The organism is Fulvivirga lutea (genome assembly GCF_017068455.1).
GTDB classification, from domain to species: Bacteria; Bacteroidota; Bacteroidia; order Cytophagales; family Cyclobacteriaceae; genus Fulvivirga; species Fulvivirga lutea.
This window is the reverse complement of the sequence record NZ_CP070608.1, coordinates 729,760-756,255: the sequence shown is the minus strand read 5'-3', so window position 1 is coordinate 756,255 and position 26,496 is coordinate 729,760. Positions and strand designations below refer to the sequence as shown.

Here is a 26,496-nt window from a genome sequence, read left to right as displayed (position 1 = left end):
ATGAATATACTTACAAAGTGCGTACATGGAGAAGAGGTTAATATTGAAAAAAACGGTGGGGTTTTAACTCCTATTTATACCTCAACCGCCTATGACTATCTTGATTCTGGTCCGTTAAATTATCCGCGATATTTCAATACAATTAACCAGAAAGAAGTAGCCGACAAGATAAAGATTCTTGAAAAAGGTGAGTTTGGCCTCGTATTCTCCTCCGGAATGGCCGCCATCACTACCACTCTAATGGCACTTTTAAAACATGGAGACCACGCAATTTTTCAGGGAGATATTTATGGTGGAACTCATTATGCGGTTTCCCAAGAATTAAAAAAGTTTGGCATTGAAGTTAGCTTTACTGATGATATTACAGACGACTCATTTAGAAAGCTTTTAAAGGAAAATACTAAGGCCGTATATATCGAAACGCCTTCCAACCCGTTGTTGAAGATCGTTAATCTCAAAGAAATTGTGGCTATGTGTAAAAGCCGTGATCTCATCTCCATTATAGATAACACGTTTGCATCTCCCATTAATCAAACACCAATATTTTGGGGGATAGATGTTGTTACGCATAGTGGCACTAAATACCTTGGTGGACACAGTGATATAACGTGTGGAGCAGTTGTGACAAGTAATGAATTAGGAGATAAGATCTACAAAACGGCTGTTAATTTAGGGGGCAGTCTAGATCCTCAAACTTGTTATTTGTTGGATAGAAGTTTAAAAACACTGGCTTTGAGAGTAAGACAACAAAATAGCACCGCTCAAGAAATTGCTGAATTTTTAAAAGACTCGGGTAAAGTGAATGGGGTATACTACCCTGGATTAAAGGATCATCCGGGTCATGAAGTAGCAAATGAACAAATGAATGGTTTCGGAGGCATGCTGTCTTTTGAAGTTAAAGGAGATGCTGACGAGTTCGTTAAAAAACTGCAGCTAATTAAGCCCGCCATTAGTTTGGGAGGGGTAGAAACTACTATTTCATCTCCAGTAAAAACCTCACATTCTAAACTTACTGATGAAGAAAGAAAAAAGGCGGGAATAAAGGATTCACTTCTACGCCTCTCTGTGGGTATTGAAGATAGTACCGATCTTATTGCTGATCTTAAAAAGGCCCTTAAGAGTTGATTAAATATTGAGATAAACAAAAAAGGCATAGTAATCTTGGTTAACTAAAAATTACCATGCCCTCTTGTTTTAACTTATCCTGTTGTTTGATGAATTAACCGGCTCTGTATGTTGTAACTGACGTGCAACTTCCACCAAATGCGCGCTCATCAACGGTGATTGTTAATATATTTCCGCTTATGGCATATGGAACTGCAAGTGTCGTTGTTACACCATCTTCTACAATAGTGACTGTAATAATATTGCCATTAATTGTATATGTTCCTGTTGATGTTTCAGTTACACCGCCTTCAATGTCTGTAAATGTTATTGTACCGTTTGCCAATCTAATTGTGTAACATTCTGTGGCTGTACATGTAAGTACATCAGTGTCATTATCAGCGGGGTCTTCGCATGTTTCAACTGAACCTGTTTCGGTCCATAGCGTGCCTTCTAATGGGGTAGATCCTCCATCATCGTCATCATCACTACAGCCAGTAAAAGCTAGTAATGAAACGAGAAGTGTTGCATTCAAGAAATAATAAAGTGTTTTCATAGTACTATAGTTTAGAGTGAATTAGAATATATAAGTTAATCACATTTATTTCTTAATGCACTGTATTTTTTACTTATTTTGAGTGCGTAGAACTACCTATTTTGACTGAAAAACAACTTTACTTTATTGCCCTAGTACCTCCTGAACCGATATACTCGGAAGTGAGTGAATTAAAAAACCTACTGGCAAGGGAATATGGGAGCAAAGCTGGTTTAAGGTCGCCACCACACATTACTCTGCACATGCCATTTAAAAATAAGGTAGAGAAAGAGCTTGATTTAAAACGATGTATTTCAGACCTCGCTAAAAATGCAGCTCCATTTACTTTAAGCCTAAATGGTTTTGGTCATTTTAGTGAAAGAGTTATTTACATTAATGTTGATGGCCAAGATGAGTTGACTTCATTATTTTACTCTATAGCCGATGTAATGAAAAAACAATTTAATGTATTTAACTCCGATTATAAGAACAGAGGATTTAACCCCCACATGACCATTGCATTTAGAGATTTAAAAAAACACGCATTTCAAAAAGCCTGGCCGGAGTTCGAGCATAAACCATTCAACGAGCAGTTTATGGTGAGTTCTTTGTGTTTATTAAAACATAATGGCAAAAGCTGGGATGAGTTTTATACCGCTAAATTTAATAGTTATTGAAGTTCAATTTTGCCTTGAGGTTTATCAGCATTCATACGAATGGCTTTAGTATCGTTACCTATTGTGAAGTGTAGCATATTACTTTGATCAGTAAACGAATCCAATAAAATGGTATTTTTCATTTCCATTGTTATGATTTGCTTAACATTCAACAGCTGATAATACAGATTCATCGTTTCCAGATTGTGTTCAAAGCCTATGTATTCCATCTTTATATGCTCACCGTTAATATAAATAGATACGAACTGACTTAAATAATTAGCCAACAGGCTATCAACATTATATTTCTGATTTGTCAAAGTAATATCGAAATAAGGGTCATTCAATGTATTAACGAAATGACTATTCAAGTCATCGAGAAATATTTTGGTAACACATTCTATAGCGTTTCTCTCTCTGTCCCATTCAGCATTGGTAATACTTAAATGAATCGGATGAGCGTAGCTCATCGAATAAATAACCACAGAAAGTAAAAAAGCGGACATTTATATAAATAGACTTCTTCTGTTTGTAAATAACTCCTATAATCGCAAGTTAATAAAATTTAATATGGAGGAGTTTTTATTGTATATGACCCTTGGGCGAGAACACATATTAGATTGGAACGGGATCGATCATGTCCTGTTTATTATTGCCATTTCAGGGTTATTTAGTTTTATAGAATGGAAGAAAGTAGTTTTTCTGGTGACCGCCTTTACCCTTGGCCACTCAGTAAGCCTTGCGTTAGCTTCATTTGAAATTATATCATTCCCTACTGAAATAATAGAGTTTCTGATTCCCTTAACTATTCTAATAACGGCACTATTGAACTTGTTCAAAAAAGATGTGTTAAATCAGCAGGTGAAATGGAGCAGTTATGCTCTTACCTTATTTTTCGGATTAATACATGGAATGGGTTTTTCAAACTATTTAAAACAGTTATTAGGATCAGGCAATAACATTGTGGTTCAGCTATTTGGTTTCAATCTTGGCTTGGAGCTTGGTCAGCTTTTAATTGTTTTATGTGTATTAGGAGGAAGCTTTATTTTTACTGAAATTTTCTCTGTAAATAGACGTGATTGGAGGCTGGTGCTCTCTTCTGCCATAGCTGGAATTTCCCTTTTACTAACTGTTGAAGCTATTTATTGGTGATTCATTTTAACAAAACTATATTAACCTGCTTTCTTGTTACTACATACTTTTGCACCGTTGGTCAAAGTTCCAATTGGCAGGGTAAGTTTGAGCAATTAGGCAAAGAATTACCTACACCAAATGAATACCGCCTCGGCTCTGGAGCGCCTGGCCCAAAATATTGGCAGCAAAAAGCCAACTATGATATTCATGTAACTCTGGACGATATAAATCAAACCATTACCGGTGAAGAAACAATTACTTATTTCAATAATTCACCAAATGCACTTAGCTACTTATGGTTGCAGCTAGACCAGAATATTTTAGATGAAGATTCTGCTACCCCTAAAGTTGCTTTAGATGGGCTGCATAATAGTCAAGATACCAAGTCTGCAGCCAAAAACTTTAATCTGCATAATTTCAAAGGGGGTTTAAATATCGAACACGTTTTAGACGAAGACAACTCTGCATTAAAATACGTTATCAATCAAACGATGATGCGAATTGACCTCCCAACGCCATTGACATCTGGTGAGTCTGTTAAAGTTAAAATAAAGTGGAACTATCACATGGCTGATAGAATGAAGCTGGCCGGTAGAAATGGTTATGAGTATTTTCCTGAAGATGATAACTACATTTATGCCGTTGCACAGTTCTACCCTAGAATGGCAGTATATGATGATGTAAATGGGTGGCAAAACAAGCAATACTTGGGTGCCGGTGAGTTTGCACTAACTTTTGGGGATTTTAATGTGAATATAACGGTACCGTCCGATCACATTATTGCTGCCACCGGTGAACTCCAAAACCCGGAAAAAGTATTGAGTGCCGAGCAATTAGAGCGTTATGTGGCCTCCAAGAAAAGCTTTGATAAGCCCGTTTTTATAGTCACTAAAGATGAGGCAGTTAAAAACGAAAAAAGTAAGTCCAACAGGCAAGTTACCTGGACCTTCTCCGCTAAAAATGTTCGCGATTTTGCCTTTGCCTCATCAAGAAAGTTCATTTGGGATGCACAAGCAGTAAAGTTGGACTCCAATACCCCATTAGCGATGTCTTTTTATCCAAAAGAATCGTATACCCTTTGGAGCAAGGTATCCACAGCAACGATAAGAACCACTTTAGAAACCTATTCAAAATATACCTTCGACTATCCTTATCCAGTTGCTAACTCAGTAAATAGTGCTGATATTGGCATGGAGTATCCAATGATTTGCTTCAACTATGGGCGTACTCAGCCTGATGGCAGTTATTCCGACTGGGTAAAATTCAAAACCATTAATGTTATCATCCATGAAATTGGGCACAACTATTTTCCCATGATCGTGAATTCGGATGAAAGACAATGGGCATGGATGGACGAAGGGATTAACACCTTTCTTCAAAACCGAACCCGATTAGAAAACTATGACTATTTCCCTAATATGGGTGGTACCGCAATCGAGATTGTGGATTACATGAAGAGAGATCCCAATTTGTTGCGCCCAATTATGACCAACCCCGAGCAAATGGTGAGTCGTGGATATAATGCCTACTATCTACCTTCAGCAGCACTAAACGTGCTAAGAGAAACCGTTATGGGGCCAGAGCTTTTTGATGAAGCCTTTAAAGAATACGCTAAAAGGTGGGCGTTTAAACATCCAAAACCAGCAGATTTTTTCAGAACGATGGAAGATGCCTCAGCGGTAGATTTAGATTGGTTTTGGAGGGGCTGGTTTTTCAGTACCGAACATGTAGATATTTCGATAGATGATGTGAAGTGGTACCGAACACCTTCATCAACAGTTGATGTTGAGAACAAAACGAAGAAGTCAAAAAAAGGCGATTTACAACGCTCAGAAAACAATAAATTATTAGCAATAAATGACGAGCCTCTGCCATTTAATATCAAGCCTACACCTCGTTTTCATTACAATGAGTTTCAAAGCAGAATAGACGATGCCGCCATAATTGAGAATTTAGAAAGCAAAAACTTCTATGAAATTACATTCACCAACCAAGGTGGACTGATATCGCCCATCGTTATTGAATTTATTTTTGATGACGATACAAAAGAGCAACAAACTATTCCTGCTGAAATATGGCGATTAGATGAAAACACTGTGAAGAAGGTATTCGTCTTTGATAAAAAAGTGGTGAATGTAGTTCTGGATCCCTATTTCGAAACAGCAGATACAGATATGACCAACAATCTGTACCCTAGAAAAAAAGCAGAAAGTGAGTTTGATAAGTTTTTGGAGAAGCAAAGTGAGCAATAATATATCTGCCATAAAAACAACCCTCAGCTGGACTACGATACTACTCATGCTTCCATGCATGTATGCACATGCCCAATGGCAAGGCAAATTTGAGCAAATGGATGACCTGCTACCCACTCCCAATTCCTATCGTTCAGCCGATGGGTCGCCAGGTCCGGAATACTGGCAACAAAAAGCTGATTATACTATTAGAGTAACTCTTGACGATAAAAATCAAAAAATTATTGGTGAGGAAACCATCACGTATTTTAACAATTCACCCACATCCCTCAACTATCTCTGGTTACAACTTGATCAAAATGTTAGAGCCGAGAATAACATCAACCAACTAACTCGTCAGGCTACCTTAGAAAGGGGAATGACAACCTTTGAAGCGGTAACAGAACTTGGCGGCTTTGAATACGAAGGCGGGTATAACATTAAATCTGTGACCGATGCAAGTGGCAACCCAATGAAGTATCTTATCAATAGAACAATGATGAAGCTGCCATTGGATCACCCACTAAAAAGTGGCGATTCCATCAGCTTTAACATCAGTTGGGAATATAATATTTATGATCGATTGATGATACGAGGGCGTGGTGGTTACGAGTATTTTCCTGATGATGATAATTACATCTATACCATCGCCCAGTGGTATCCCAGAATGTGTGCCTATGATGATGCGGTGGGGTGGCAAAATAAACAGTTTATAGAAAATGGTGAGTTTGCCCTTGAGTTTGGTGATTTTGATGTACAAATAACGGTGCCATCAGATCATATTGTGGCTGCCACTGGCCTTCTACAAAATAGTAATGCCGTATTAAGTACAACACAACAAGAGCGACTGCAAAAGGCGTTGTCATCGTATGATAAAGCTCAACTAATTGTGACAGAAAAGGAGGCTAACGAAAATGAAAAGTCGAAAGCCACCACCACAAAAACCTGGCATTTTCAAGCAGAAGATGTGCGTGATTTTGCCTTTGCAAGCAGTAGAAAATTTATTTGGGATGCTCAAATGGTAGACTTGGGAGATAATCAGGTTATGGCCATGTCATACTATCCCAAAGAAGCTAACCCGTTGTGGGAAGATCATTCAACAAAAGCCATTAAAAACACACTCCAATTGTTTTCGGAAAAACTATTCACTTATCCATACCCCGTAGCGATAAGTGTAAGCTCGGCCGATCATGGAATGGAATACCCAATGATCTCCTTTAACGGAGGTAGGCCTTCTAAAAAAGGTAGATATTCTAATGAAGAGAAAAATACACTGGTAGATGTGGTGATCCATGAAATAGGACATAATTACTTTCCTATGATTGTGAATTCGGATGAAAAACTTTATGAGTGGATGGATGAAGGTATTACTACATTCTTCGAATTGTTAACCAAGCAAAAATATTATCCTAAAGACCCGCATTGGGGTGATGCCAAATCTATGTCTTTTTACATGGCCGTGAATGAATTTAGAGAAAGGCCGCCCATGACTAACCCAGAAAACTTAACCCTATCAAGTGTGTCGAGTTATGGTCAACCAAGTGCGGCATTGGAGGTATTACGAAATGTGGTCATGGACCCTGACCTTTTCGATTTTGCAATTAAAGAATACGCCAACCGATGGAAGTTTAAGCGACCAAAGCCCGCTGATTTTTTTAGGACCATGGAAGATGCTTCGGCAGTGGACCTGGATTGGTTTTGGAGAGGCTGGTTTTACAGCAGTGATGCAGTGGACATCAGTATAGAAGATGTGGAGTGGTATCGTTTAGAGAGTTCAGAGTTCGCAAAGTCCAGTAATTTGAATAAGCATCAGCTCCCACAATTACCGCAGCAATGGGTGATAAAAGACACCCCTAAATCTGCCTATAAAGAATTTGAAAATAGGGTAGACGACAAAGCGATCAGAAATACTTTGGCTCAAAAACATCTGTATGAAATTACTTTTATTAATGTTGGTGGTTTGGTTTCTCCGATAGTTTTAGAAATCACCTATACTGATAATGAAAAAGAGCTAATTACCATCCCTGCAGAAATTTGGCGATTCAATGAGTATGCAGTGCGAAAAGCTTTTATTCTGGATAAGGAGATTAAAAAACTGCAACTGGACCCCAAGCAACAGACAGGTGATTCTTTTAAAGAGAATAATGTTTATCCGCGTTAACCAGCATAATATTGCCGTTTTTTAGTAAATCAATTAGCCCATGCCTAATAGATAGTTAATTCGGCAAAGTGTTGCCGAATATGTTTGATTCCTTAATTATTATCGCTTACTTTGTTAAAATCGGCAAAATATTGCTGGGTATGGATATTAAGAAAATAGGAGAAACAGTTAAAGAACGAAGAAAATTTCTAAAGATCACACAAGAAGATCTAGCGGAAATCTCCGGGATTTCAGAGCGGACCTTACGAGATATTGAAAAGGGATCAGCTAACCCCGAGTTAGCTAGCCTAATGAAGCTGTGTGAAGTACTAGGATTGGAGCTTTCGATTGACGTAATCAAATGAACAAAAGAGCGGAGGTATATAACAACAACTTACTGGCAGGCTTGCTTGAAAAGACCGAACAAGGAGAGTATACCTTCACATATGATCAGCATTATCTAAACAATCCTGAAACATCAGCCATAAGTCTGACAATGCCTAAAACAGAACAGACTTATCAGTCATCCGTACTATTTCCTTTCTTCTATGGACTGCTTTCAGAAGGAGTGAATAGGCAAACACAATGCAGGTTGCTAAAAATTGACGAAAAAGACCACTTCAGCCTGTTATTAAAAACGGCCAAAACTGATACTATTGGGTCTATCACAATAAATGAAATAACAAAATGATTTGTCAGGGCTGCTTAAAGGAAAGTGAAAAAGGATACTGTCCAAAATGCCGGAAGGAGCTATTTGAAGGGAAGAAAGTAAGCACAGAACTATCCTTTAATTCTCCTTATGACGAAGATTCCGATGCATTTCTTGATCATACCAAAAAAATATCGATATCCGGTGTACAAGTGAAGTATTCGCTTAGACTTGAAAATAATGACTTGAAGCTTACAGAGAGAGGAGGCCAGTATATTCTCAAGCCCATACCTACTGGAACATTTAAATATTTGGATCAGGCTCCTGCTAATGAGCACTTGACCATGCAAATCGCTAAACAAGTATTCAAACTTTCAGTACCTCCAAACGCATTAATCTTCTTCAAAGACGGAAGTCCGGCCTATCTGGTACGAAGGTTCGATCAAACTGAGAGTGGAAAAATACAACAGGAAGATTTTGCTCAAATAGCTCAAATGACCTCTGAAACACATGGAGAGAACTATAAGTACGACTTATCCTATGAAGAAATCGCGGAACTGATAAAAAAATATATTCCCACACAGCGAATTGAAAATGAAAAATTCTTTCGGCTGATTCTATTCAACTATGTGTTCTCTAATGGAGATGCGCATTTGAAGAACTTTTCTGCTATACAATCAGCGCAAGGTGATTATGTACTCACACCTGCCTACGATCTGCTTTGTACCCGAATCCATTCTCCAAGTGAATCCGACATGGCGCTTACATTGTTTAAGGATGGCTTTTCAAAAGCCTATGAATCCTACGGCTTTTACACCTACCAAGACTTTTATGAGTTCGGTCAACTGATAGGCATCCAAAAGTCTCGCATTAAAAAAATCATTGCTGAGTTCACCGAACCTCATGAGTTAGTATATTTTCTTATCGGCCGATCATTTTTGAAGGATCAGTTAAAAACCACTTACACTACTTGTTATGAGGATAAAGTGGCAAGGTTAGGAATGATGCGATCATAAGCACTATTTCTTGTCGTCTTAGATATTATCATTCTGATTGCCAACTCGTGTGACTTGTCTATTCCCCAAATTGTCTTAGCACAAACGGGCTATTCTTTTAGAGAGAATAATGTTTATCCGCGTTAATCGAACTTAATCTTTCCAAGGTCTACATTGCCTCCGCTCAGCACAATTCCAACATTCTTGTTTTCGAAAACAGATTTGTTTTTTAATACTACTGCAAGCGGAACGGCACATGAAGGCTCAATGATTATTTTCATCCTTTCCCAAACTAATCTTAATGCAACCATAATTTCTGCATCATTAACCAGGTAAATATCGTGAACATACTTTTTAATCACTTCGAAGTTTTTATCTCCTAAGTTGGTTAGAAGGCCGTCTGCAATGGTTTTTGGCGGGCCATCATTTTTAACCAATTGGCCCGATTTAAAAGATCGGTATGCATCATCTGCTGCCTCAGGTTCGCCACCTATCACCTTAGTATTCGGACTTAGGTAATGACTCACCAAGGCCGCACCACTAATTAAACCACCTCCGCCAATAGGTGTGAGAATGTAATCAAAATCTTTTTCTGCGTCTTCTATGAGCTCCTTCGTGGCAGTACCTTGTCCAATAATAATTCTCTCATCGTTATACGGATGGATTAATAAGGCACCATTTTCCTGAATCACAGCGTTCAGCGTGTCCTCTCTCGCGTCAATGGTGGGTTCGCATTCTATCACTTCTGCTCCATACCCTTTTACCGCATCCTTTTTAACTTTTGGAGCGTTGGAAGGCATTACAATCCATGCTTTTATTCCTGCTACTTTTGCCGCTAAAGCCACTGCTTGTGCATGGTTCCCTGAACTATGAGTAGCTACTCCTTTTTGTTTGTCAGCATCACTCAAACCAAGAATTGCGTTCATTCCACCCCGAGCTTTAAAAGCACCTACTTTTTGAAAGTTTTCGCATTTAAAAGATATGGAGCAACCCGCCATCTCATTTATGGTGGCATTCGTAAGTATTGGTGTTCGATGAATGTGATTTCTTATTCTATCGTGAGCTTCCTCGAAGTCCTTAAGGGTTGATGTATTAAAATCCATGTTTCTAATCTTATCTTATTACATTTAAAAGTAAGGTTAGAATGGCAACTTTTAATAGCTGTTGGTGTTAAAACTTCACAAAAGTAAAACCGATGAAAAAAATACTTGTTCTCCTGTTTCTAAGTTCTTCACTTTTTGCTCAGCAAACCGACTCCCGGATCTATGATATCATAGAAGCTGTTTCTGTTGAACGAATCGAGCACGACATACGAAAATTAGTGTCTTTTGGTACTCGCCACTCCTTATCAGATACCGTTTCTGATATTCGGGGAATAGGTGCAGCCAGGAGGTGGATAAAAAGTGAGTTTGCTAAAATTTCTAAGGATTGTAATAAGTGCCTTGAAGTAAGCTATTTGAGAAATATTGTAAAGGGTGATCCTGATACAAGAATTCCAAAAGACACAGAAATTGTTAGTGTAATGACCGTGCAGCGGGGCACCAAATATCCGAACAGGTATATTATCATGTCTGGTGATATAGATAGCAGAGTAAGTGATCCGTTGGACGGCACATCAGATTCTCCGGGTGCTAACGATAATGCCAGTGGTATGGCTGGTACGATTGAAGCTGCCAGAGTGCTATCAAAGTACAAATTTGAATCAAGCATCATCTATGTAGGCTTATCAGGAGAAGAGCAAGGGCTGCTTGGTGGGAAATACATGGCAGAAGTGGCAAAAGAAAAAGGTTGGGAAATCATTGGGGTGCTCAATAATGATATGATCAGCAATATCGAGGGTGTGAATGGTGTGATAGACAATAGAAGTTTTAGAATATTTTCAGAGCCAACTCCTGTAACAGAAACTGAAGAGCAGCGAAAAAGACGTAGGTTCTATGGGGGAGAAGTAGATGGAATATCAAGACAGCTCGCGAGGTACATTCACAAAACCACGCAAATGTATATGCCTGAAATGAATCCAACCATGATTTATAGATTAGACCGTTTTGGCAGGGGAGGACATCACAGACCTTTTAATGATGCCGGATTTGCCGGAGTAAGAATTATGGAAACCAATGAAAACTACACTCGCCAGCATCAGGATTTAAGAACAGAGGATGGAATTAAGTATGGCGATGTTATTGAAGGTGTGAATTTTGACTATGCAAAAAAGCTCACTGCCGTAAACGCCATTAATCTGGCATCATTAGCCTGGGCACCACCACAGCCAGAAAATGTAGAAATAGCCGGTGCTGTTGAGCCAAGTACGTCTTTGAGATGGAAAAAGTTGAATGATGATGGCATAGCAGGTTATAAAATTTATTGGCGTGAGACTACCGCACCACAATGGCAGTACTCAAAGTTTGTTGGTAATGTTTCAGAGTATCTTTTGGAAAGTATAGTCATTGACAATTACCTTTTTGGGGTAGCTGCCGTTGGCAAGAATGGTCATGAAAGTGTAGTGGTATTTCCTCAAGGGGTGTACAAAAGGGAATAGCTATTTCTTCTCCTCCTCCAGCTTTCTATTCATTTCTCGCACCATTTGATCTAATGCTGCTGCTTCAATTTTAAGATTTTCGATAATCGAGCTCACATTTTCGTTGTCCTTATTAAAAAGATCAACCAGCCCAAGAATTCTAGCCAAAGGCCCGCGCACTTGGTGAGAGTTGTAAGTAATGTAATCGACAATCTTATGCTTTTGATTCTCTATTTTTTGTGTCCTGCGTGCTACCTTCTCTTCCAATGATTCATTTATTTGGCTGATCTCTTCATTGGCCGCTTCCAGTCTTCTAGTTTTTTCATCTAACTCTTGGGCTTGCCTTTGTATTTCTGAATGCAGCTTTTTCAAGAGCTCCAGAGATTTTTGCTGTTTGCGGTAGTTATAAAACAGTATTCCCAAAATAATAATCAGAGATATTACACCAATAATTGCTGAAAAGAGAAGCAGTCTCGACCTATCTAATTCATTCTGTTGGTTAAGACTTTCAACTTTCCTTTCTAATTCCGCTTGTTTTTGTAATGCTCTGTACTCATATTCAGCCTCTACACGAGCCAGCTCCTGTAATCTACGTGTATCAAATATTGAATCGCTCAGTTCCTGATATTTTAACAAATAGCTATTTGCGGTTGCATAGTCTTTCAGTTGTGTATAAGCATCTGCCAGTGACTTTGATATTTTTCTTATTTCGTTGTTAAGGCCAACTTCCTCGGCCAACTGCAATGCCATTAAATAATGGTTAATAGCTGTTTGGGTATGGTTCAAAGCCCATTCCAAATTACCCATATCCTGATAGGAGAGCGCTTGAATATATTTATCATTACAATTAACAGCTCCTTTGAGCGCCCTATTTAAATAAATTTCAGCAGAATCCAATTTACCGATCTGCGTGAAAACACTACCAATATTATAAATCGGATAGATATAAGAGCATGGTAGTTCATCTTTCTGTATTCTTTCAGCCTTTCTGAGAAAAATAAGTGCAGAATCATATTTTTCTTCAAGTTTATACGAATAGCCTATGTTATTATAGCCTGTAGCAACATCTGCTCTTCTTCCTAATTCCTTATTCAACTCAATGGCTAAACCTGTGTATTTCCTCGACCTTCTTTGCTCATTCTTGAACTGATAAATTCTACCAATGTTATTATATCGGTCTGACATCCCCATTAAGTCATTCAACTGCTTATCTATTTCCAGAGCCATTTGATAGTGATCTAAGGCTTTAGAGTAGTTGGCTTTATCTACTTCCAAATGACCCAGGACGTTATAAGCTTCAGCCATTTTATCCTCAAAGTTAATCTGTTCCGAAATGTTCAGGCACATGTTTAGTATGAGGGCGGCACTGTCTTTTTTCCCAAGTCGGTACAAATTTACCCCCTTAACATAATACCACTGTGCCACCAGACTATCAGGCTCTTCAACATACTTCATGTTGGTTTTGGAAAGTAACTTATGGCTTAAATAATCTCTACCGGAATTGCGATACTTAGCACATATTCTAGTGATAGCAGTTAATTGGCAAGACTTCGTATCGCATTGGTTAACCGCCTTTAACGCATAGTTATACGATTTAATAGTATCTACCGGGATGAGTTCTATGGCCAATTCTGTATAAACAGATGACTTAACACTTGCCTCCGCTTTGCTGTCAATTATACTTTCAAGACTATCAATTGTATTGTCCTGAGCAAGAACGTTGATACTAAAGCATACAAGCAGTATATAGAAAGGCTGTTTCAACAAGCTGTTAACTTTAATCTTAAACCAATAACAGTTCAATAAGTTAACAAATTAATGTGCTTTTAACCAGTTTTCGCCTGATCCTGCCTCCACTTCTAACGGAACTTTTATTTGAACGGCATTCATCATGAGTTCAATAATCTTAGGTTTCACCTTATCCAGCTCGTTTTTAGGAACATCAAAAACCAATTCATCATGTACCTGCATTACCATTTTGGTAGATAGACCTTCAGCTTTTAACCAATTTTGAATATCCACCATCGCTTTTTTGATAATATCAGCGGCACTTCCCTGAATTGGGGCATTGATGGCGTTGCGTTCAGCATAACCACGCATGGTAGCATTTTTGGAATTTATATCTCGTAAATATCTTCTTCTGTGCATGATTGTTTCTACATATTCCTGCTCTTTGGCCTTTTCTATGCAGGCATCCATATATTCTTTGATGGAGGAAAATTCTTTAAAATAGGCTTGTATTATTTCTTGTGCTTCGGACCTTGAAATATTAAGGTTTTGTGCCAGCCCAAATGCCGAGATACCATAGATAATTCCAAAATTAACTTCTTTAGCCTTTCGCCTCATTGTAGAATCCACATCCTCCAACGAAACGCCAAATACTTTGGCCGCAGTGGTCGAGTGAATATCCCGGCCATTTTTAAAGGCTTCAATCATGTGCTTATCATCAGCAAATGATGCAGCAATGCGCAATTCGATTTGTGAGTAATCAGCAGACAACACCACATGATTATTATCTCTGGCCACGAAAGCCTTTCTAATTTCTCTTCCTTTCTCTGTTCTGATTGGTATATTCTGCAGGTTAGGGTTGTTTGAGCTTAACCTTCCTGTTGCCGCAATCGCCTGAGCATAATCTGTATGCACCCTGCCATCTCTTTTAGAAATCATTTTAGGCAGTGCATCTACATAGGTAGATTTTAATTTTTGATACTCACGGAATTCTAGAATTTTATTAGCGATTTCGTGTTCGTTTGCCAGCTTGCTTAGTATTTCTTCACCAGTGGCATATTGACCCGTTTTCGTTTTCTTAGGTTTGTCATCTAGCTTCAGCTTATCAAACAGTATTTCACCTAACTGCTTTGGAGAAGCAATGTTAAATTCTTGCCCAGCTATTTCGTAAATCTTGTTTTGAGCTTCTAAGCTTGCTTCCTGCAGCTCTTTCGACATGACAGAAAGTGCTTTTTCGTCAATCTTTACCCCCTCATATTCCATATCTGCCAGCACCAATGCCAGCGGCTGCTCCACTTCGTACAAGAGCTTATCCAGCTTTAGTTGCTTAATTTCTTCATCGAGTTTGTGTTTTAGTTGCAATGTTATGTCGGCATCCTCACAGGCATAGTCTGAAATTTCTTCCGGTTGTAAGTCGGCCATGTTTTTCTGGTTCTTGCCTTTAGGGCCGATGAGTTTAGTTATAGAAACAGGAGAATAATTCAGGTACTTTTCAGCAAGCGCATCCATGCCATGTTTGGTTTCAGGATCAATCAGGTAATGGGCAAGCATGGTATCGAAAATGGGCGCCTTAACGTGTACGTCATACTTCTTCAATACCAGCACATCGTATTTTACATTCTGCCCTATTTTTAAAATTTTATCGCTTTCCAGTATCTCTCTGAATAGCTCAATTAACTTTTTGGCCTTTTCAAAATCCAGCGGTACAGCTACATAAAAGGCTTCGCGCTCTTTATAGCTGAATGACATGCCTACCACTTCTGCTTCAAAAGCATCTACCCCTGTAGTCTCGGTATCAAAGCAAATTTCCTTTTGTTTCTTGAGTTCCTCAATGAGAGCCTTTATATCCTTTTCATCCGTCACTAATTTGTACTTGTGCGGTACGGATTCTATCGTGTCATAAGGTTTCAGCCCTCCATCATCAGCCACCTCAAGTACGTCCTTGCTGGCTTCGCTGAACATTGAAAGTTGGCCCGAAGAGCTTCCCGAGGTTAATTCCTGATTAAATACTCGCTTATGCAAAGTTTTAAACTCCAACTCTTCAAAAATTGGCTTTAGTTTCTCCTCATCAGGTTCAGTGTATTCGAGCTCTTTTTCATTAAATTCTATGGGTACTTCAATATTTATTCTTGCCAGTTCCTTAGAAAGTATTCCCTGATCGGCAAACTCTTCCACCTTCTCCTTCATCTTGCCTTTCAGCTTATCGGTGTTGGCAATTAAACCCTCCACAGAACCATATTCCTTCAAAAATTTGGCGGCTGTTTTAGGCCCAACACCTGGAATTCCAGGAATATTATCCACCGAGTCTCCCTGCAAACCAAGCATATCAACCACCTGATCTACATTTTCAATATCCCATTTGGCACATACTTCCTGCACGCCCATTATGTCCACAGCATTGCCCATAAAGGCTGGTTTGTAAAGAAAAATGTGCTCCTCCACCAATTGTCCAAAATCTTTGTCGGGAGTCATCATATACACCTCAAAGCCCTTCTTTGCAGCTTTTTTTGCCAAGGTGCCAATGATGTCATCTGCCTCAAACCCATCTAGTTCAATGACAGGAATGTTAAACCCTCTGATGATATCCTTGGTAATGGGTACGCCAATTTTGATGTCTTCGGGGGTTTCTTCCCTATTGGCTTTATACTCTGGGTAACGCTCATGCCGAAAAGTTGGTGCCGATGTATCAAATACCACGGCAATATGTGAAGGTTTTTGCTTTTGAATTACTTCCAAAAGGGTGTTTGTAAAACCAAACATTACCCCTGTGTTTATCCCTTTCGTTGAGATTCTCGGGTTTTGACTAAAAGCAAAATGCGCACGGTAAATTAACGCGTACGCATCTAATAGGAATAGTTTCTTTTTGGACTCGCTCATACCTATAAAGGTAGGCAAGCTCTCAAAAAGGATAAGTTAATTTTATATTATTTTGACCTCGCGTAATGAATAAAATCAGTAACTGGAGGTTCGATGCCTTTTTCTCTCAGTTTCATCGCTATTTGCCCTCTGTGGTACGAGCTGTGATTCACTACGTGGCTCACAATTTCTCTAATAGTACTTTCGAACTTCTTGCCTTCAGAGTTTGTGTAAAAAATCATCTCTTCGAAGGTTTCAAACTTGTGTTCGTATATGTAGTTGTTCCAATTATCGGAAGACTCTTCTGTCATGCTTGACAATTCGTTGATCTTATAAACCTCCCAAACTGGAAAAGGAGAGGTAGGAAGATCTTTTATTCTGTTGAGCCAGATAATTTGGGCAGATAAAATATGGCTATACAACTTGAGTAGTTCCTGATCTTCCGGGGCATGTTCTTCCAGGGTTTTTAGAACTCTGTAATTTGCCCATTCATTAAACTTAAGTATGTCTTTAAAGTGTTTTTTCATTGATTGGATGTAGTACGCTTTCTATCGTGAAGTTACCAAATTATAGCATTACGAAAACAACTTTAATTCCTCCGGTTTCTTTTTACCATCCAATACCTTGAAAAAATGATCGGCTTCTTTGAGATGGTTTTCAAGTTTATTTTTGTCCATCTTATTGAGCATGGCCACCATAAAGCTCATGCGTTGATTTTCAGAAAATTGCTCTTGATGTTTATGAATAAAATGCCAGTACAATCCGTCCCACACTTTACACCAAGCGCCTTTTGTATAATCACTCATTTTAAGAATATAGTTTGAACTGGAAACATACGGCTTGGTAGTTATCAGTCCACCATCTGCATACTGAGTCATACCATACACATTAGGCACCATTACCCAGTCATAGGCATCAATGAATAACTCCATAAACCATTGATAAACTTCATCGGGGTCAAACTCACAAAGCAGCATGAAGTTTCCAAGAATCATCAACCGCTCAATGTGATGACAATATCCTGTTTTAATTATTTTTTTTATGGTCTGATCAATCGGGCTAATTCCTGTGGTGCCATCATAAAATGAAGGCGGTATTTTTCGGGTATGATTGAAATGATTGTTAGTGCGTTCAAAAACGCCTTCAAACTCATATATGCCTCGCATAAATTCTCGCCAGCCAATAACCTGCCGCACAAAACCTTCCAGACTATTGATGGGTATTTCAGTTCGTTGATGAAATTCCAGTGTTTGTCGAACCACCTCATCAGGATTGATCAAGCCAATATTTAAAGCGGGCGTGAGTACAGAATGAAATAACACAGACTCGTTTTTGGCAATGGCATCTTCATAATCTCCAAATAACTTCATCCTATTTTTTAGAAAGTTCTGTAATGAGTCATTCGCTTCTTCATGTGTTGTTGGGTAGTTAAAATCATCTACCCTCCCCGGATTTTCAGAAAAGTGTTTATTCACATAGCTCTTAGCCTCAGCCACAAATTGGTTTTCTTGAAAGTAATGTGTTTCCGGTAGTTCAATATCTTTTGGTAGTTTCTTTCGATTCTCTTCATCAAACGACCATTGGCCTCCAACGGGCTCATTATCCTCCATCAAAATATCAAGCTGTTTACGCTGTTCTTTGTAAAAGTTGGCCATAAAGTAGCCTGACTTGCCTTTTTTAAGCCTTTCTTTCAGTTGATCATTGCTCGTTAGAAAATTCGGATTCGACTTCCAGTTAAATTTTATAGCGTTATTATCTGCAAATCGAACCAGCCTTTTTCTGAGTAGAAAGTCTGTTGGTTCAACTACTAACAACTCACTTACGCCATCCTTTTTCAGAGTATTAAATAAGGCCTTTAAGTCAGAGTTCTCACACTCAATATAACTGACCTTGTAATTGCTTTTAGCCAACAACTCCTCATAGTATTTCATTGAAGCCCGATGCAAAACCAGCTTAGCTTTATGAAATTTGTATTGATTGAAATAGAGGTGATCTTCAATTAAAAAGACCTTCTCTACTCCTTGCCAGAGTGAGGTGTCCTTAAAAAGTTGATGTGGGAAAATCAGGGCTGCTTTCATGTTTTTTAAACAGCCCATGAATGCCTTTGTTATTTCACCAATCTATAAACAGGATATCGCATATGCGCTTCCTCGTAGTAAGGCGAGTTTTTATAGATGTAATCGAGCTGGGCGAACCAGTTTAATGCAAAGTCGGGCTCGTCTCTTTTCTTTTGCTTAAAGTCTTTTTTCAACTGCGGCTCCGATTCAATAAGTTGTAAAGCCAAGTCTTCAAACACATAAGGAGAAAAACCTTCCTTTTGCTGAAGAATGGTGTCAAAGAAATTCCAACTGAAGAATGAATCAATAGCTTTTGGCTCTAGTGTTTCTACCAAATATCTACCCGAAGTATGGTCCGTAAAAAAGATATAATCGCCTTTTCTAAACTTCACCTCTTCTTCACTTACTGACACTTGAACATTATTATTCATGTAGTGTCCCTCATACACTGTCTTTGAGGTAGTAAACTTTTCGATGGTATACACCTCTACATTTATGCTGCTATCCTGCTTCAACTGGCGGTATTTTGCTTTGTTCAATTTTAACAGCTCAATAACATCATGCCATCCTTGAGGAATAACATAGGCTTTAGGGATCACCACTTCTTCCGATGCCACATAGGTATTGTAGTAGGGGATGGATTTAGTGAATGGCTTTTCATGGTTATAATACAACCGATCTAAATCCGTTACCTCACTCTTTCTTGTCTCCCCCTCATAGCCCTTAAAATTAAGTTTTGCAGATTCGCCTCTCGTTAGCCTCCAGTCGATTGCAAGTTTTGACCCAGGCTTAATATCATTTTGTCGTTTTTCTTTCAGCTCCCTGATTCTCTTGCCATCGACATAAGCCATTTCCAACACCGTTTCCAAGAATGTATAACTACTCTCAACCCTTGTTTTAAAAGGTTTTAGCATGTGAGTCTCGATCATCAGCCCAACTGTATTAAACAATGTTGTATAGCCAGTAGAATATCTGGGGTTATCTAAAAATTGAGGAAATCCATTGTCTGGTGTTGTATTAAAAACATTAACATAAGGCGTAATTTCAGCACCTTTATCTTTCATTTTCTGCTCCAGCTTAACACGCAGGTTTTCTTCTAAATACTGGCCTAGCGTTCCGCCCATTTTATTATGCTGTGTAATCAGGTGGGTGATTGTATATTGATAATCTGCCCCATTACTCACATGAGTGTCAATAAATATATCCGGATTAACGTAATGAAAAATCTCATAAAATGCTTTCGTATTTCGTGTATCGGCTTTAATAAAATCTCTATTTAGGTCATAATTTCTGGCATTGCCTCTAAAGCCGTACTCCAACGGCCCGTCCTGGTTTACCCTTGAAAAAGAATTCCTATCTAAAGCTCCTCCAATATTATAAACAGGTATCACCCCGATAATCACATCATTCAACAAACTCTTTTTTTCAGAATCCTGAATATAGTTTCTCAATAACATCTGACAGGCTTCAATGCCGTCAGGCTCACCCGGATGTATTCCATTGTTTATTAATACAATTGCGCGCCCATCGGCATAGGCCTTCTTATAATCAAATTCCTTTCTGGTATCCAGCGTAACCAAATGAAGCGGCAACCCACTATCTGTTAAGCCCATTTCCTTTATTTCTATCTCAGGATACTGATTGGCTAGTGCCTTATAGTAGTTAATTACGCCATCGTAAGTGGCAGTGGATGTTCCTCCCGATGACTCAAAAACTGTGGCCGGACTTTGACCAATCCCATAGTACGAAATTAGAACGAACAGGAAAGCTAAGATTCTATTCATTGGTATTATCTTTAGGTGACTAAAGTTAGCGATAATATGAATAGAGTAGAAGCAGTAAATGAGGCAATTAAAAACCGTAGGGCAATTTATACGTCCATGTTTTCGGGCAAAAGAGTAGATGATCAAATTATCAATCAAATGTTAGAGAATGCCAATTGGGCTCCAACTCACAAGCTCACTGAACCATGGAGGTTTGTTGTCTTTAAAGGTGCTGGATTACAGAAATTAGCTGATTTCCAGTCAGAGTTATATCAATCCAAATCAGAGAAAGAGGGCACATTTAATCCTACGCAGTATGAAAAACTGCAATCAAAACCTTTAGAGTGCTCTCATATTATCGCGATTGGTATGAAGCGCCATCAGGTTGTGCCTGAGGTGGAAGAAGTTTGTGCGGTAGCTGCTGCGGTACAGAATATGTGGATCACTGCATCTTCATATGGCGTTGGATGCTATTGGAGCACTGGGGGAGTTACTTTTTACGAAGAAGCCAAACCATTCTTCGGGTTAGATAATGAGGATAAGCTACTGGGCTTCTTGTTTATTGGAATGCCAAAATCTGATAAATGGCCAGAGGGTAGGAGAAAGAGTATTCAAGATAAAGTCACGATAGTCGAATAAAAAAGCCCCGATTTCTCGGGGCTTCTTATTTTACTTTAACTGGCTTTACGGCACCATCACTCGGTTAGGAGTGTAAGGCGCATTGGCATCTTCTAATTGTGCCTGAAGTTTTACTAAATCTTCTCTGATTAAACTTCTTAAAGAAGTTAACAACGGCTGAAAATTCTCCTTGGCTATTTTTAAGCTGTTTTTATGAGTCTCCGTTGGCTTAGAAGTAGAGTAATACATTTCATATTGTATGTTTCCAATTCTTGCTGCTACAGACATTGGCGAATCAATATCAAGCTGCGCTGCGATTGGATCGCCATTTAAGTCTCGAGAAATATCGTTGAGTTTATCATCAAATGCGCTGTATGCATCAATTAACATTTTCTGATCCACAAGGCTTAAGTTGATGGCTTCTCTGATATGTCTCAACTCATTTCTTAATTCTGAAATGCTGTTTTGTGCACCGCTTACCACTCTTGAAAGCTCGTTAACTTCTTTCTGGAATGCCGCCAAAGCTTCCTTATCTTCCGCAGGCAGTGTATAGTTAGAAAGAGACTTCACTTTAAACTTCACAGGTTCATCCAACTGGGTAAATGTACCATCAACAAATTTTGAAAGTGTCACCGAATATTCCCCCGGAGGAACTAATGAACCTGGAACACCACCAGCCCATGGATTGTAGAAAGAAGGTGCTCTTAAATTAATAGGATCGGTAGAAGCCGTTCTCAAGTTCCAGTTAATTCTGTTTACTCCCGTAGATGGTGAAGTAGTTATTTTCCTTACAATATCACCTTTGCTGTTTTTGATAGTAAATAATAAGTAAGGATCCATTTCCTCGCGTTCAGCTTTTAGCTGCTCGTAAGTAGGGTATGTATCATTGGTTGTTTCTTTCTCTTTTTCAAGTCTTTGATCCCTCTTTGACTTGATTTCATCTTTTAAATAGTAGGTGAAAATGGCTTCTGAACCTAAATTCTCACCTAAGTAATAATCGTCTCCCTGGAAGGATCTTCCTGGTAGCCCTAAAGGATAGCTGTACTCAAAGGCATACGAATCTCTAATTGACATTAAGTCTGCTGACTTACCCTCTAGCGACTTCACATTTCTTAATGCTGAGTAATCATCCAATACATAAAACCCTCTTCCGAAAGTTCCTAGCACTAAATCGTTCTCCCTTTCCTGAATAGCAATATCTCTAATGGCAACGGTTGGTACGCCTGATTTAAGCTGTGTCCAGCTGCTACCTCCATTATCAGAATAGAAAACTCCGAATTCCGTACCAACAAAAAGTAAGTTTGGATCAACATGATCTTCCTCAATGGCATACACTGAACCTCTTACAGGTAAGTTGCCTGTTATCGATGTCCAGCTTCTTCCTTTATCAGAACTCTTGTAAATATACGGTCTGAAGTCTCCATACTTATGGTGGTTAAAGGCTGCATATACTACATTTTCATTATGTTTAGAAGCGTATACTTCATTTACGTATGTTCTTGAAGGCACCCCTGAAATACCTTGTACTTTTCGCCAGGCTTTTCCGCCATCTTCAGTTATTTGAATCAAACCATCATCGGTACCTACATACAATAAGTTCTCATTTTTTGGCGACTCACTGAAAGAAACAATCGTTCCATACGGTGAAGTAGATCCATTTTTCGCTACGGCATCAGTACTCCAGATTTTTCCCATCACCTCCAGCTCATTTCTATTGATTTGTGCTGTTAAATCATCGCTAATTACCTCCCAACTATTTCCTCTGTCGTCACTTCTAAATACTTTATTGGCTGCGAAGTAAAGCCTGCTCGCTTTGTGGTTACTCACTTGAAGAGGCGCGTCCCAATTCCATCTGTAATCATCCTCGCCTTTTCTTGGCTGTGGCTTGATTCCTAAAACCTCTCCACTCAACTTATCATATCTTGATAAATAGCCGTATTGAGATTGTGAGTATACAATGTTCGGATTCTCTGGATCGATGGCTGATTCAAAACCATCACCGCCAGTAGTTATATACCAATCTGAGTTAGCAATTCCATTTCCGCTTATCGTTCTTGACGGTCCACCCATTGAGAAGTTGTCCTGAGTTCCTCCATAGATATAGTAGAATGGCTCGGCATTATCTACTGCCACTTTATAAAATTGAGTAACTGGCAGGTTGGCCTTAAACTGCCAAGTTGCTGCTAAATCGAAAGTTTCATAAATACCTCCGTCACAGCCAACCAATAGGTGATCTGTATCCTTAGGGTCGATCCAAATACAGTGGTTATCAACATGCTTGGTATCTTCGCCAACATTAGAAAAACTCTTTCCGCCATCTCGAGAAACCTGCATCCAGGTGTCCATTCCATAGATCACGTTAGCATCCAATGGGTCTACCACTATTTCCTGATAGTAATTTCCTGAAGAGCTGTAACTACCTTGCTTGCTCCAAGAAGCACCACCATTGGTAGATTTGTAGAAACCTCCTTTTCCTTGTGCTGCCTCAACGATAGCATAAATAATGTCCGGGTTTGAAGGTGCAATGGCCAAGCCAATTCTTCCCAAGTCTACAGAAGGAAGGCCTTTTTTGATTTCAGTCCAGGTTGCACCACCATCAGTAGATTTATGGATGGAAGATTTGGGTCCTCCACCAATATAAGTAAATACATGCCTTCTTCTTTGAAATGTAGAAGCATACAAAATTTCTGGATTTCTAGGGTCCATCACTACTTCATTTACACCCGTATGCTCATCAATAGTTAAAACTGCTTTCCACGTTTTTCCACCATCAGTAGTTTTGTACAATCCTCTATCACCTCCACTGCTCCAAACAGGTCCGATAGCTGAAACATAAACTACATCGGAATTATCTGGGTGAACAACAATATTGCCAATGTGCTCACTGTTTTTGAGACCCACATTCTCCCATGATGCACCGCCATCAATTGATTTATAAACGCCATCGCCATAAGATACGCTTCGTTGGTTGTTATTCTCACCGGTACCCACCCAGATAACTGCTGAGTTATTCGGATCCATGGTAACACAGCCAATTGAATAGCTTCCCTGAGAATCAAAAAGAGGTGTATAGGTAGTTCCTGCATTAGTAGTTTTCCATACTCCACCAGCTGAAGTAGCCACATAATATTCTTTTGGGTTATCGGGATTTACCGCAAAATCCGAGATACGTCCGGAGGTTAATGCCGGTCCGATAGACCTGAATTTAAGGCCTGAAAGGCTGATGTCATTCTTTTTTTCCGGGGCAGATGATTTCTTGCGTTGTGCTTGAATCGAAAAACACATCAAAATTGCTAATGATGCTATAAGTAGTTTTTTCATATTATTAGGTTTAATCATTTGTTCTTGAGACATTGTTCTAGTTGCTGAGTGTACTCTTTTGTTTTATGATGTTGATAGATACCAAAAATCAAAAATCCAATCACTACCATTGAATTCAAAACTGTAATTAGTTTAATGATTTTTGTCTTATTTCTATGAGTCGGCTTAATCATCAATTCTTACTATTCTGATTATGACACTGTTTTAATTGAAAGCTGACTGCATCTGCTTTTTGCTGTTGTTTAAAAGCAAAGAATAAGACCGCTAATGATATTACTGTTTGAAGCATAAGAAAGACAGCAACTTTTGCTGATCTGTTTAACTCCTTTGCCTGCTTGTTAGAATTCATAAGAAATGGAAAGTAAGAAATTTCTATACCATTTGAAAAGAGCTATTACATAATCGGTTATTATCAGTTAGAAATGACAATTTGCCACCGAAAAGCCCACATCCATTTTAATGAATAGGTATTAACTTCTGCCGCGTGAAATAGCGCCTTTAACTCTTTTCTTTTAAATGATCTTAATACGGAAACCGGGCCATCATTTTTTACCATCTCTGATTTAGAGAATAGTTGCGTGAGCAATTTAATTGAATAATAGGCCAACCAGTGCCTGTGTAGATCATTGATGACAACACCTAAACGAGCTTGTTTAAGCCATCCGCTATACATCAATTTCAGTTTTGCATCATCAAAATGATGAGTAAACAGTGTAGAAGTAATGATATCGAATTGTGTTGATTGAAATTCTTCTGAGAAAATATCAAGGCACAGAAATTCTATTTCCGGATAGGATGAACAATTATTTTGAGCAAATTCAATGATATTGGGATTGGCATCTACACCAAAAAGCTTCAGTTTAATATTCATTCGCCTCGCCCATTTGGCGATTAGTTTTAGCATATCCCCGCCACCACAACCGAGATCTGCTATGGTAATTTCCTCTTTCCTTTTTCCAATAAGCTGCCTTAATCCATCAATGGTTACATAATTACCACCCAGCCATTTATTTATGGTTTCCAACTCTTTTAGGGTTTGAGCAACAACTTCTCCTGAACAATTTAAGTCGTCCATTATTTCCTGCTCATCTGATCGGAAGCTGAAATCAGGCATTGTGGTTGATTTTAAATGTCATGCTCTCCAGAGTAAGCCCTGGACCAAAAGCCATTGATAAAATTTCTTTTTCATTATCTGAGCGAGTTAGTCCATCCCAAATTTCCTTGAGTACAAACAGAACGGTAGGTGAAGACATATTTCCATAATTTTTTAGAACATGATGCGCTTGTGCATTCTTGTCTTTATTAATACCTAAAGCCTGTTCAACTACCTTTAATATTTTTTTTCCTCCTGGGTGAATGGCATAAAATTCGAACTTGGAATTATAATTTTCTAACAGTCTAGAAATGCCTCCGTTAATAATGTCAGGTACGTAGCTTGAAAGCTTCATTTCGAAACCAAATGGCCCAATACCCCACGCCATTTCGTCTTTACCATCCGGTAATAAATCACAATTTTTTCCTTTTATCTCAAGTGACTTTTTTGAAAGATTTGACTCTACAATTACAGCTGCTGAACCATCACCAAAAAGGGCATTGGCTAAAAGGTTATCTTCATCTTTTCCTTTTTGAAAATGGATACTGCATAACTCTGTACATACAACAAGAACTTTTGAGTCTGCTGCCTGACTAATAGAGTCAGCTAGTTTTAAAGCATTAAAGGCTGCATAACAACCCATGAAATTAATGGCTGTTCTTTCAACATTCCCTTTCAAACCCAAGCGATTGATTAATTCAATATCCTGGCCAGGAGCGTGAAGCCCAGTACAGCTTACGGTTATTAAATGGGTAATTGATTCTGGTTTTACGTTGGCCGATTGAAAACATTTTTTGGCTGCTGCTGCACCAAGCTCAACCGCTTCTTCTGCATAAATTGCCATCCTGTTTTTAGTATCAGGCAGGCTGGTACTTTTATTATTTGGGTAAAAAGTAAATTCCGTTGTTTTGTTATAATCAGAAAGAACAGAGTATCTATTTGCAATTCCGCTAGCACGGTAAAGCGCCTTAAGCCTATGTGATTCTTCTGCATTTAAGTCGTTCATGGAAACCATAAACTGCAACGCCTGCTTTTGAGACACTTTGTTTTTCGGAACATTCGTTTCTATTGCTGTTATATAGCTTACGCCCATACTCAATA

The 26,496-nt window shown here is 38.7% G+C and carries 21 protein-coding genes; 10 read left to right on the top strand and 11 right to left on the bottom strand.

What is annotated here, in order from left to right; translation table 11 throughout:
• Window positions 1-1,125 (top strand): trans-sulfuration enzyme family protein, encoded by a 1,125-nt coding sequence (locus JR347_RS03585; protein WP_205722681.1) that lies wholly within the window; start codon window positions 1-3, stop codon window positions 1,123-1,125.
• A 94-nt stretch (window positions 1,126-1,219) separates the two neighbouring features.
• Here the strand turns inward: JR347_RS03585 and JR347_RS03580 are convergent, their stop codons facing one another.
• A complete protein-coding gene (locus JR347_RS03580) occupies window positions 1,220-1,660 on the bottom strand; it encodes a hypothetical protein (protein ID WP_205722680.1) in 441 nt (146 codons plus the stop codon).
• 101 nt (window positions 1,661-1,761) lie between these two features.
• Here JR347_RS03580 and JR347_RS03575 point away from each other — a divergent pair, with 101 nt between their 5' ends.
• On the top strand, window positions 1,762-2,316 hold the full coding sequence (locus JR347_RS03575; protein WP_205722679.1) for a 2'-5' RNA ligase family protein: 555 nt from the start codon (window positions 1,762-1,764) through the stop codon (window positions 2,314-2,316).
• On the opposite strand, the gene JR347_RS03570 is transcribed toward JR347_RS03575, so the two are convergent.
• A complete protein-coding gene (locus tag JR347_RS03570) occupies window positions 2,310-2,801 on the bottom strand; it encodes a DUF6702 family protein (protein ID WP_205722678.1) in 492 nt (163 codons plus the stop codon). The genes JR347_RS03575 and JR347_RS03570 overlap by 7 nt on opposite strands.
• 64 nt (window positions 2,802-2,865) lie before the next feature.
• On the opposite strand from JR347_RS03570, the gene JR347_RS03565 reads away from it, so the two are divergent.
• From JR347_RS03565 to JR347_RS03540, 6 genes are all read left to right on the top strand, one after another.
• The gene (locus JR347_RS03565) at window positions 2,866-3,447 is read left to right on the top strand and encodes a HupE/UreJ family protein (protein WP_205722677.1); all 582 of its coding nucleotides are present in this window, start codon (window positions 2,866-2,868) and stop codon (window positions 3,445-3,447) included.
• Window positions 3,444-5,681 (top strand): M1 family metallopeptidase, encoded by a 2,238-nt coding sequence (locus JR347_RS03560; RefSeq protein ID WP_235689749.1) that lies wholly within the window; start codon window positions 3,444-3,446, stop codon window positions 5,679-5,681. The genes JR347_RS03565 and JR347_RS03560 overlap by 4 nt, the downstream gene beginning before the upstream one ends.
• Window positions 5,671-7,821, top strand: a complete 2,151-nt coding sequence (locus JR347_RS03555) for a M1 family metallopeptidase (RefSeq protein WP_235689748.1) — start codon at window positions 5,671-5,673, stop codon at window positions 7,819-7,821. Before JR347_RS03560 ends, JR347_RS03555 begins: the two co-directional genes overlap by 11 nt.
• Window positions 7,822-7,901: 80 nt before the next feature.
• Window positions 7,902-8,165 (top strand): helix-turn-helix transcriptional regulator, encoded by a 264-nt coding sequence (locus JR347_RS03550; RefSeq protein ID WP_235689747.1) that lies wholly within the window; start codon window positions 7,902-7,904, stop codon window positions 8,163-8,165.
• Window positions 8,162-8,491: a HipA N-terminal domain-containing protein gene (locus tag JR347_RS03545; RefSeq protein ID WP_205722676.1), complete on the top strand. Its 330-nt coding sequence runs from the start codon at window positions 8,162-8,164 to the stop codon at window positions 8,489-8,491. The genes JR347_RS03550 and JR347_RS03545 overlap by 4 nt, the downstream gene beginning before the upstream one ends.
• Window positions 8,488-9,465: a HipA domain-containing protein gene (locus JR347_RS03540; RefSeq protein WP_205722675.1), complete on the top strand. Its 978-nt coding sequence runs from the start codon at window positions 8,488-8,490 to the stop codon at window positions 9,463-9,465. The genes JR347_RS03545 and JR347_RS03540 overlap by 4 nt, the downstream gene beginning before the upstream one ends.
• A 122-nt stretch (window positions 9,466-9,587) precedes the next feature.
• On the opposite strand, the gene JR347_RS03535 is transcribed toward JR347_RS03540, so the two are convergent.
• The gene (locus JR347_RS03535) at window positions 9,588-10,547 is read right to left on the bottom strand and encodes a threonine ammonia-lyase (RefSeq protein WP_205722674.1); all 960 of its coding nucleotides are present in this window, start codon (window positions 10,545-10,547) and stop codon (window positions 9,588-9,590) included.
• Window positions 10,548-10,639: 92 nt separating this feature from the next.
• Between JR347_RS03535 and JR347_RS03530 the strand changes: the two genes are divergently transcribed.
• Window positions 10,640-11,980, top strand: a complete 1,341-nt coding sequence (locus tag JR347_RS03530; RefSeq protein WP_205722673.1) for a M28 family metallopeptidase — start codon at window positions 10,640-10,642, stop codon at window positions 11,978-11,980.
• On the opposite strand, the gene JR347_RS03525 is transcribed toward JR347_RS03530, so the two are convergent.
• Genes JR347_RS03525 through JR347_RS03505 form a run of 5 tightly spaced genes read right to left on the bottom strand, consistent with a single transcriptional unit; the run spans window position 11,981 to window position 20,384 of the window.
• Window positions 11,981-13,723: a tetratricopeptide repeat protein gene (locus tag JR347_RS03525; protein ID WP_205722672.1), complete on the bottom strand. Its 1,743-nt coding sequence runs from the start codon at window positions 13,721-13,723 to the stop codon at window positions 11,981-11,983.
• A 51-nt stretch (window positions 13,724-13,774) separates the two neighbouring features.
• Entirely contained in the window at window positions 13,775-16,564 is a 2,790-nt protein-coding gene (gene polA, locus JR347_RS03520) for a DNA polymerase I (RefSeq protein WP_205722671.1), read from the bottom strand.
• Between the two features lie 47 nt (window positions 16,565-16,611).
• Window positions 16,612-17,070 (bottom strand): DinB family protein, encoded by a 459-nt coding sequence (locus tag JR347_RS03515; RefSeq protein WP_205722670.1) that lies wholly within the window; start codon window positions 17,068-17,070, stop codon window positions 16,612-16,614.
• A gap of 48 nt (window positions 17,071-17,118) precedes the next feature.
• Entirely contained in the window at window positions 17,119-18,621 is a 1,503-nt protein-coding gene (locus JR347_RS03510) for a cryptochrome/photolyase family protein (RefSeq protein WP_205722669.1), read from the bottom strand.
• Between the two features lie 29 nt (window positions 18,622-18,650).
• Window positions 18,651-20,384, bottom strand: coding sequence for a M14 family metallopeptidase (locus JR347_RS03505; RefSeq protein WP_205722668.1), 1,734 nt, complete (start codon window positions 20,382-20,384; stop codon window positions 18,651-18,653).
• Window positions 20,385-20,420: 36 nt separating this feature from the next.
• Between JR347_RS03505 and JR347_RS03500 the strand changes: the two genes are divergently transcribed.
• A complete protein-coding gene (locus JR347_RS03500) occupies window positions 20,421-21,002 on the top strand; it encodes a nitroreductase family protein (protein WP_205722667.1) in 582 nt (193 codons plus the stop codon).
• A 45-nt stretch (window positions 21,003-21,047) separates the two neighbouring features.
• Here the strand turns inward: JR347_RS03500 and JR347_RS03495 are convergent, their stop codons facing one another.
• From JR347_RS03495 to JR347_RS03485, 3 genes are all read right to left on the bottom strand, one after another.
• On the bottom strand, window positions 21,048-24,302 hold the full coding sequence (locus JR347_RS03495; protein WP_205722666.1) for a WD40/YVTN/BNR-like repeat-containing protein: 3,255 nt from the start codon (window positions 24,300-24,302) through the stop codon (window positions 21,048-21,050).
• Between the two features lie 412 nt (window positions 24,303-24,714).
• The gene (locus tag JR347_RS03490; protein ID WP_235689746.1) at window positions 24,715-25,416 is read right to left on the bottom strand and encodes a methyltransferase domain-containing protein; all 702 of its coding nucleotides are present in this window, start codon (window positions 25,414-25,416) and stop codon (window positions 24,715-24,717) included.
• Window positions 25,409-26,488, bottom strand: a complete 1,080-nt coding sequence (locus JR347_RS03485; protein WP_205722665.1) for a type III polyketide synthase — start codon at window positions 26,486-26,488, stop codon at window positions 25,409-25,411. The genes JR347_RS03490 and JR347_RS03485 overlap by 8 nt, the downstream gene beginning before the upstream one ends.
• Between the last annotated feature and the right edge of the window lie 8 nt (window positions 26,489-26,496).

Bases quoted from the DNA above. Each gene is read 5' to 3' on its own strand.
- JR347_RS03585 (WP_205722681.1), top strand. From the start codon at position 1: ATGAATATACTTACAAAGTGCGTACATGGAGAAGAGGTTAATATTGAA.
- JR347_RS03580 (WP_205722680.1), bottom strand. From the start codon at position 1,660: ATGAAAACACTTTATTATTTCTTGAATGCAACACTTCTCGTTTCATTA.
- JR347_RS03570 (WP_205722678.1), bottom strand. From the start codon at position 2,801: ATGTCCGCTTTTTTACTTTCTGTGGTTATTTATTCGATGAGCTACGCT.
- JR347_RS03565 (WP_205722677.1), top strand. From the start codon at position 2,866: ATGGAGGAGTTTTTATTGTATATGACCCTTGGGCGAGAACACATATTA.
- JR347_RS03550 (WP_235689747.1), top strand. From the start codon at position 7,902: ATGTTTGATTCCTTAATTATTATCGCTTACTTTGTTAAAATCGGCAAA.
- JR347_RS03545 (WP_205722676.1), top strand. From the start codon at position 8,162: ATGAACAAAAGAGCGGAGGTATATAACAACAACTTACTGGCAGGCTTG.
- JR347_RS03540 (WP_205722675.1), top strand. From the start codon at position 8,488: ATGATTTGTCAGGGCTGCTTAAAGGAAAGTGAAAAAGGATACTGTCCA.
- JR347_RS03535 (WP_205722674.1), bottom strand. From the start codon at position 10,547: ATGGATTTTAATACATCAACCCTTAAGGACTTCGAGGAAGCTCACGAT.
- JR347_RS03530 (WP_205722673.1), top strand. From the start codon at position 10,640: ATGAAAAAAATACTTGTTCTCCTGTTTCTAAGTTCTTCACTTTTTGCT.
- polA (WP_205722671.1), bottom strand. From the start codon at position 16,564: ATGAGCGAGTCCAAAAAGAAACTATTCCTATTAGATGCGTACGCGTTA.
- JR347_RS03515 (WP_205722670.1), bottom strand. From the start codon at position 17,070: ATGAAAAAACACTTTAAAGACATACTTAAGTTTAATGAATGGGCAAAT.
- JR347_RS03510 (WP_205722669.1), bottom strand. From the start codon at position 18,621: ATGAAAGCAGCCCTGATTTTCCCACATCAACTTTTTAAGGACACCTCA.
- JR347_RS03505 (WP_205722668.1), bottom strand. From the start codon at position 20,384: ATGAATAGAATCTTAGCTTTCCTGTTCGTTCTAATTTCGTACTATGGG.
- JR347_RS03500 (WP_205722667.1), top strand. From the start codon at position 20,421: ATGAATAGAGTAGAAGCAGTAAATGAGGCAATTAAAAACCGTAGGGCA.
- JR347_RS03495 (WP_205722666.1), bottom strand. From the start codon at position 24,302: ATGAAAAAACTACTTATAGCATCATTAGCAATTTTGATGTGTTTTTCG.
- JR347_RS03490 (WP_235689746.1), bottom strand. From the start codon at position 25,416: ATGCCTGATTTCAGCTTCCGATCAGATGAGCAGGAAATAATGGACGAC.
- JR347_RS03485 (WP_205722665.1), bottom strand. From the start codon at position 26,488: ATGGGCGTAAGCTATATAACAGCAATAGAAACGAATGTTCCGAAAAAC.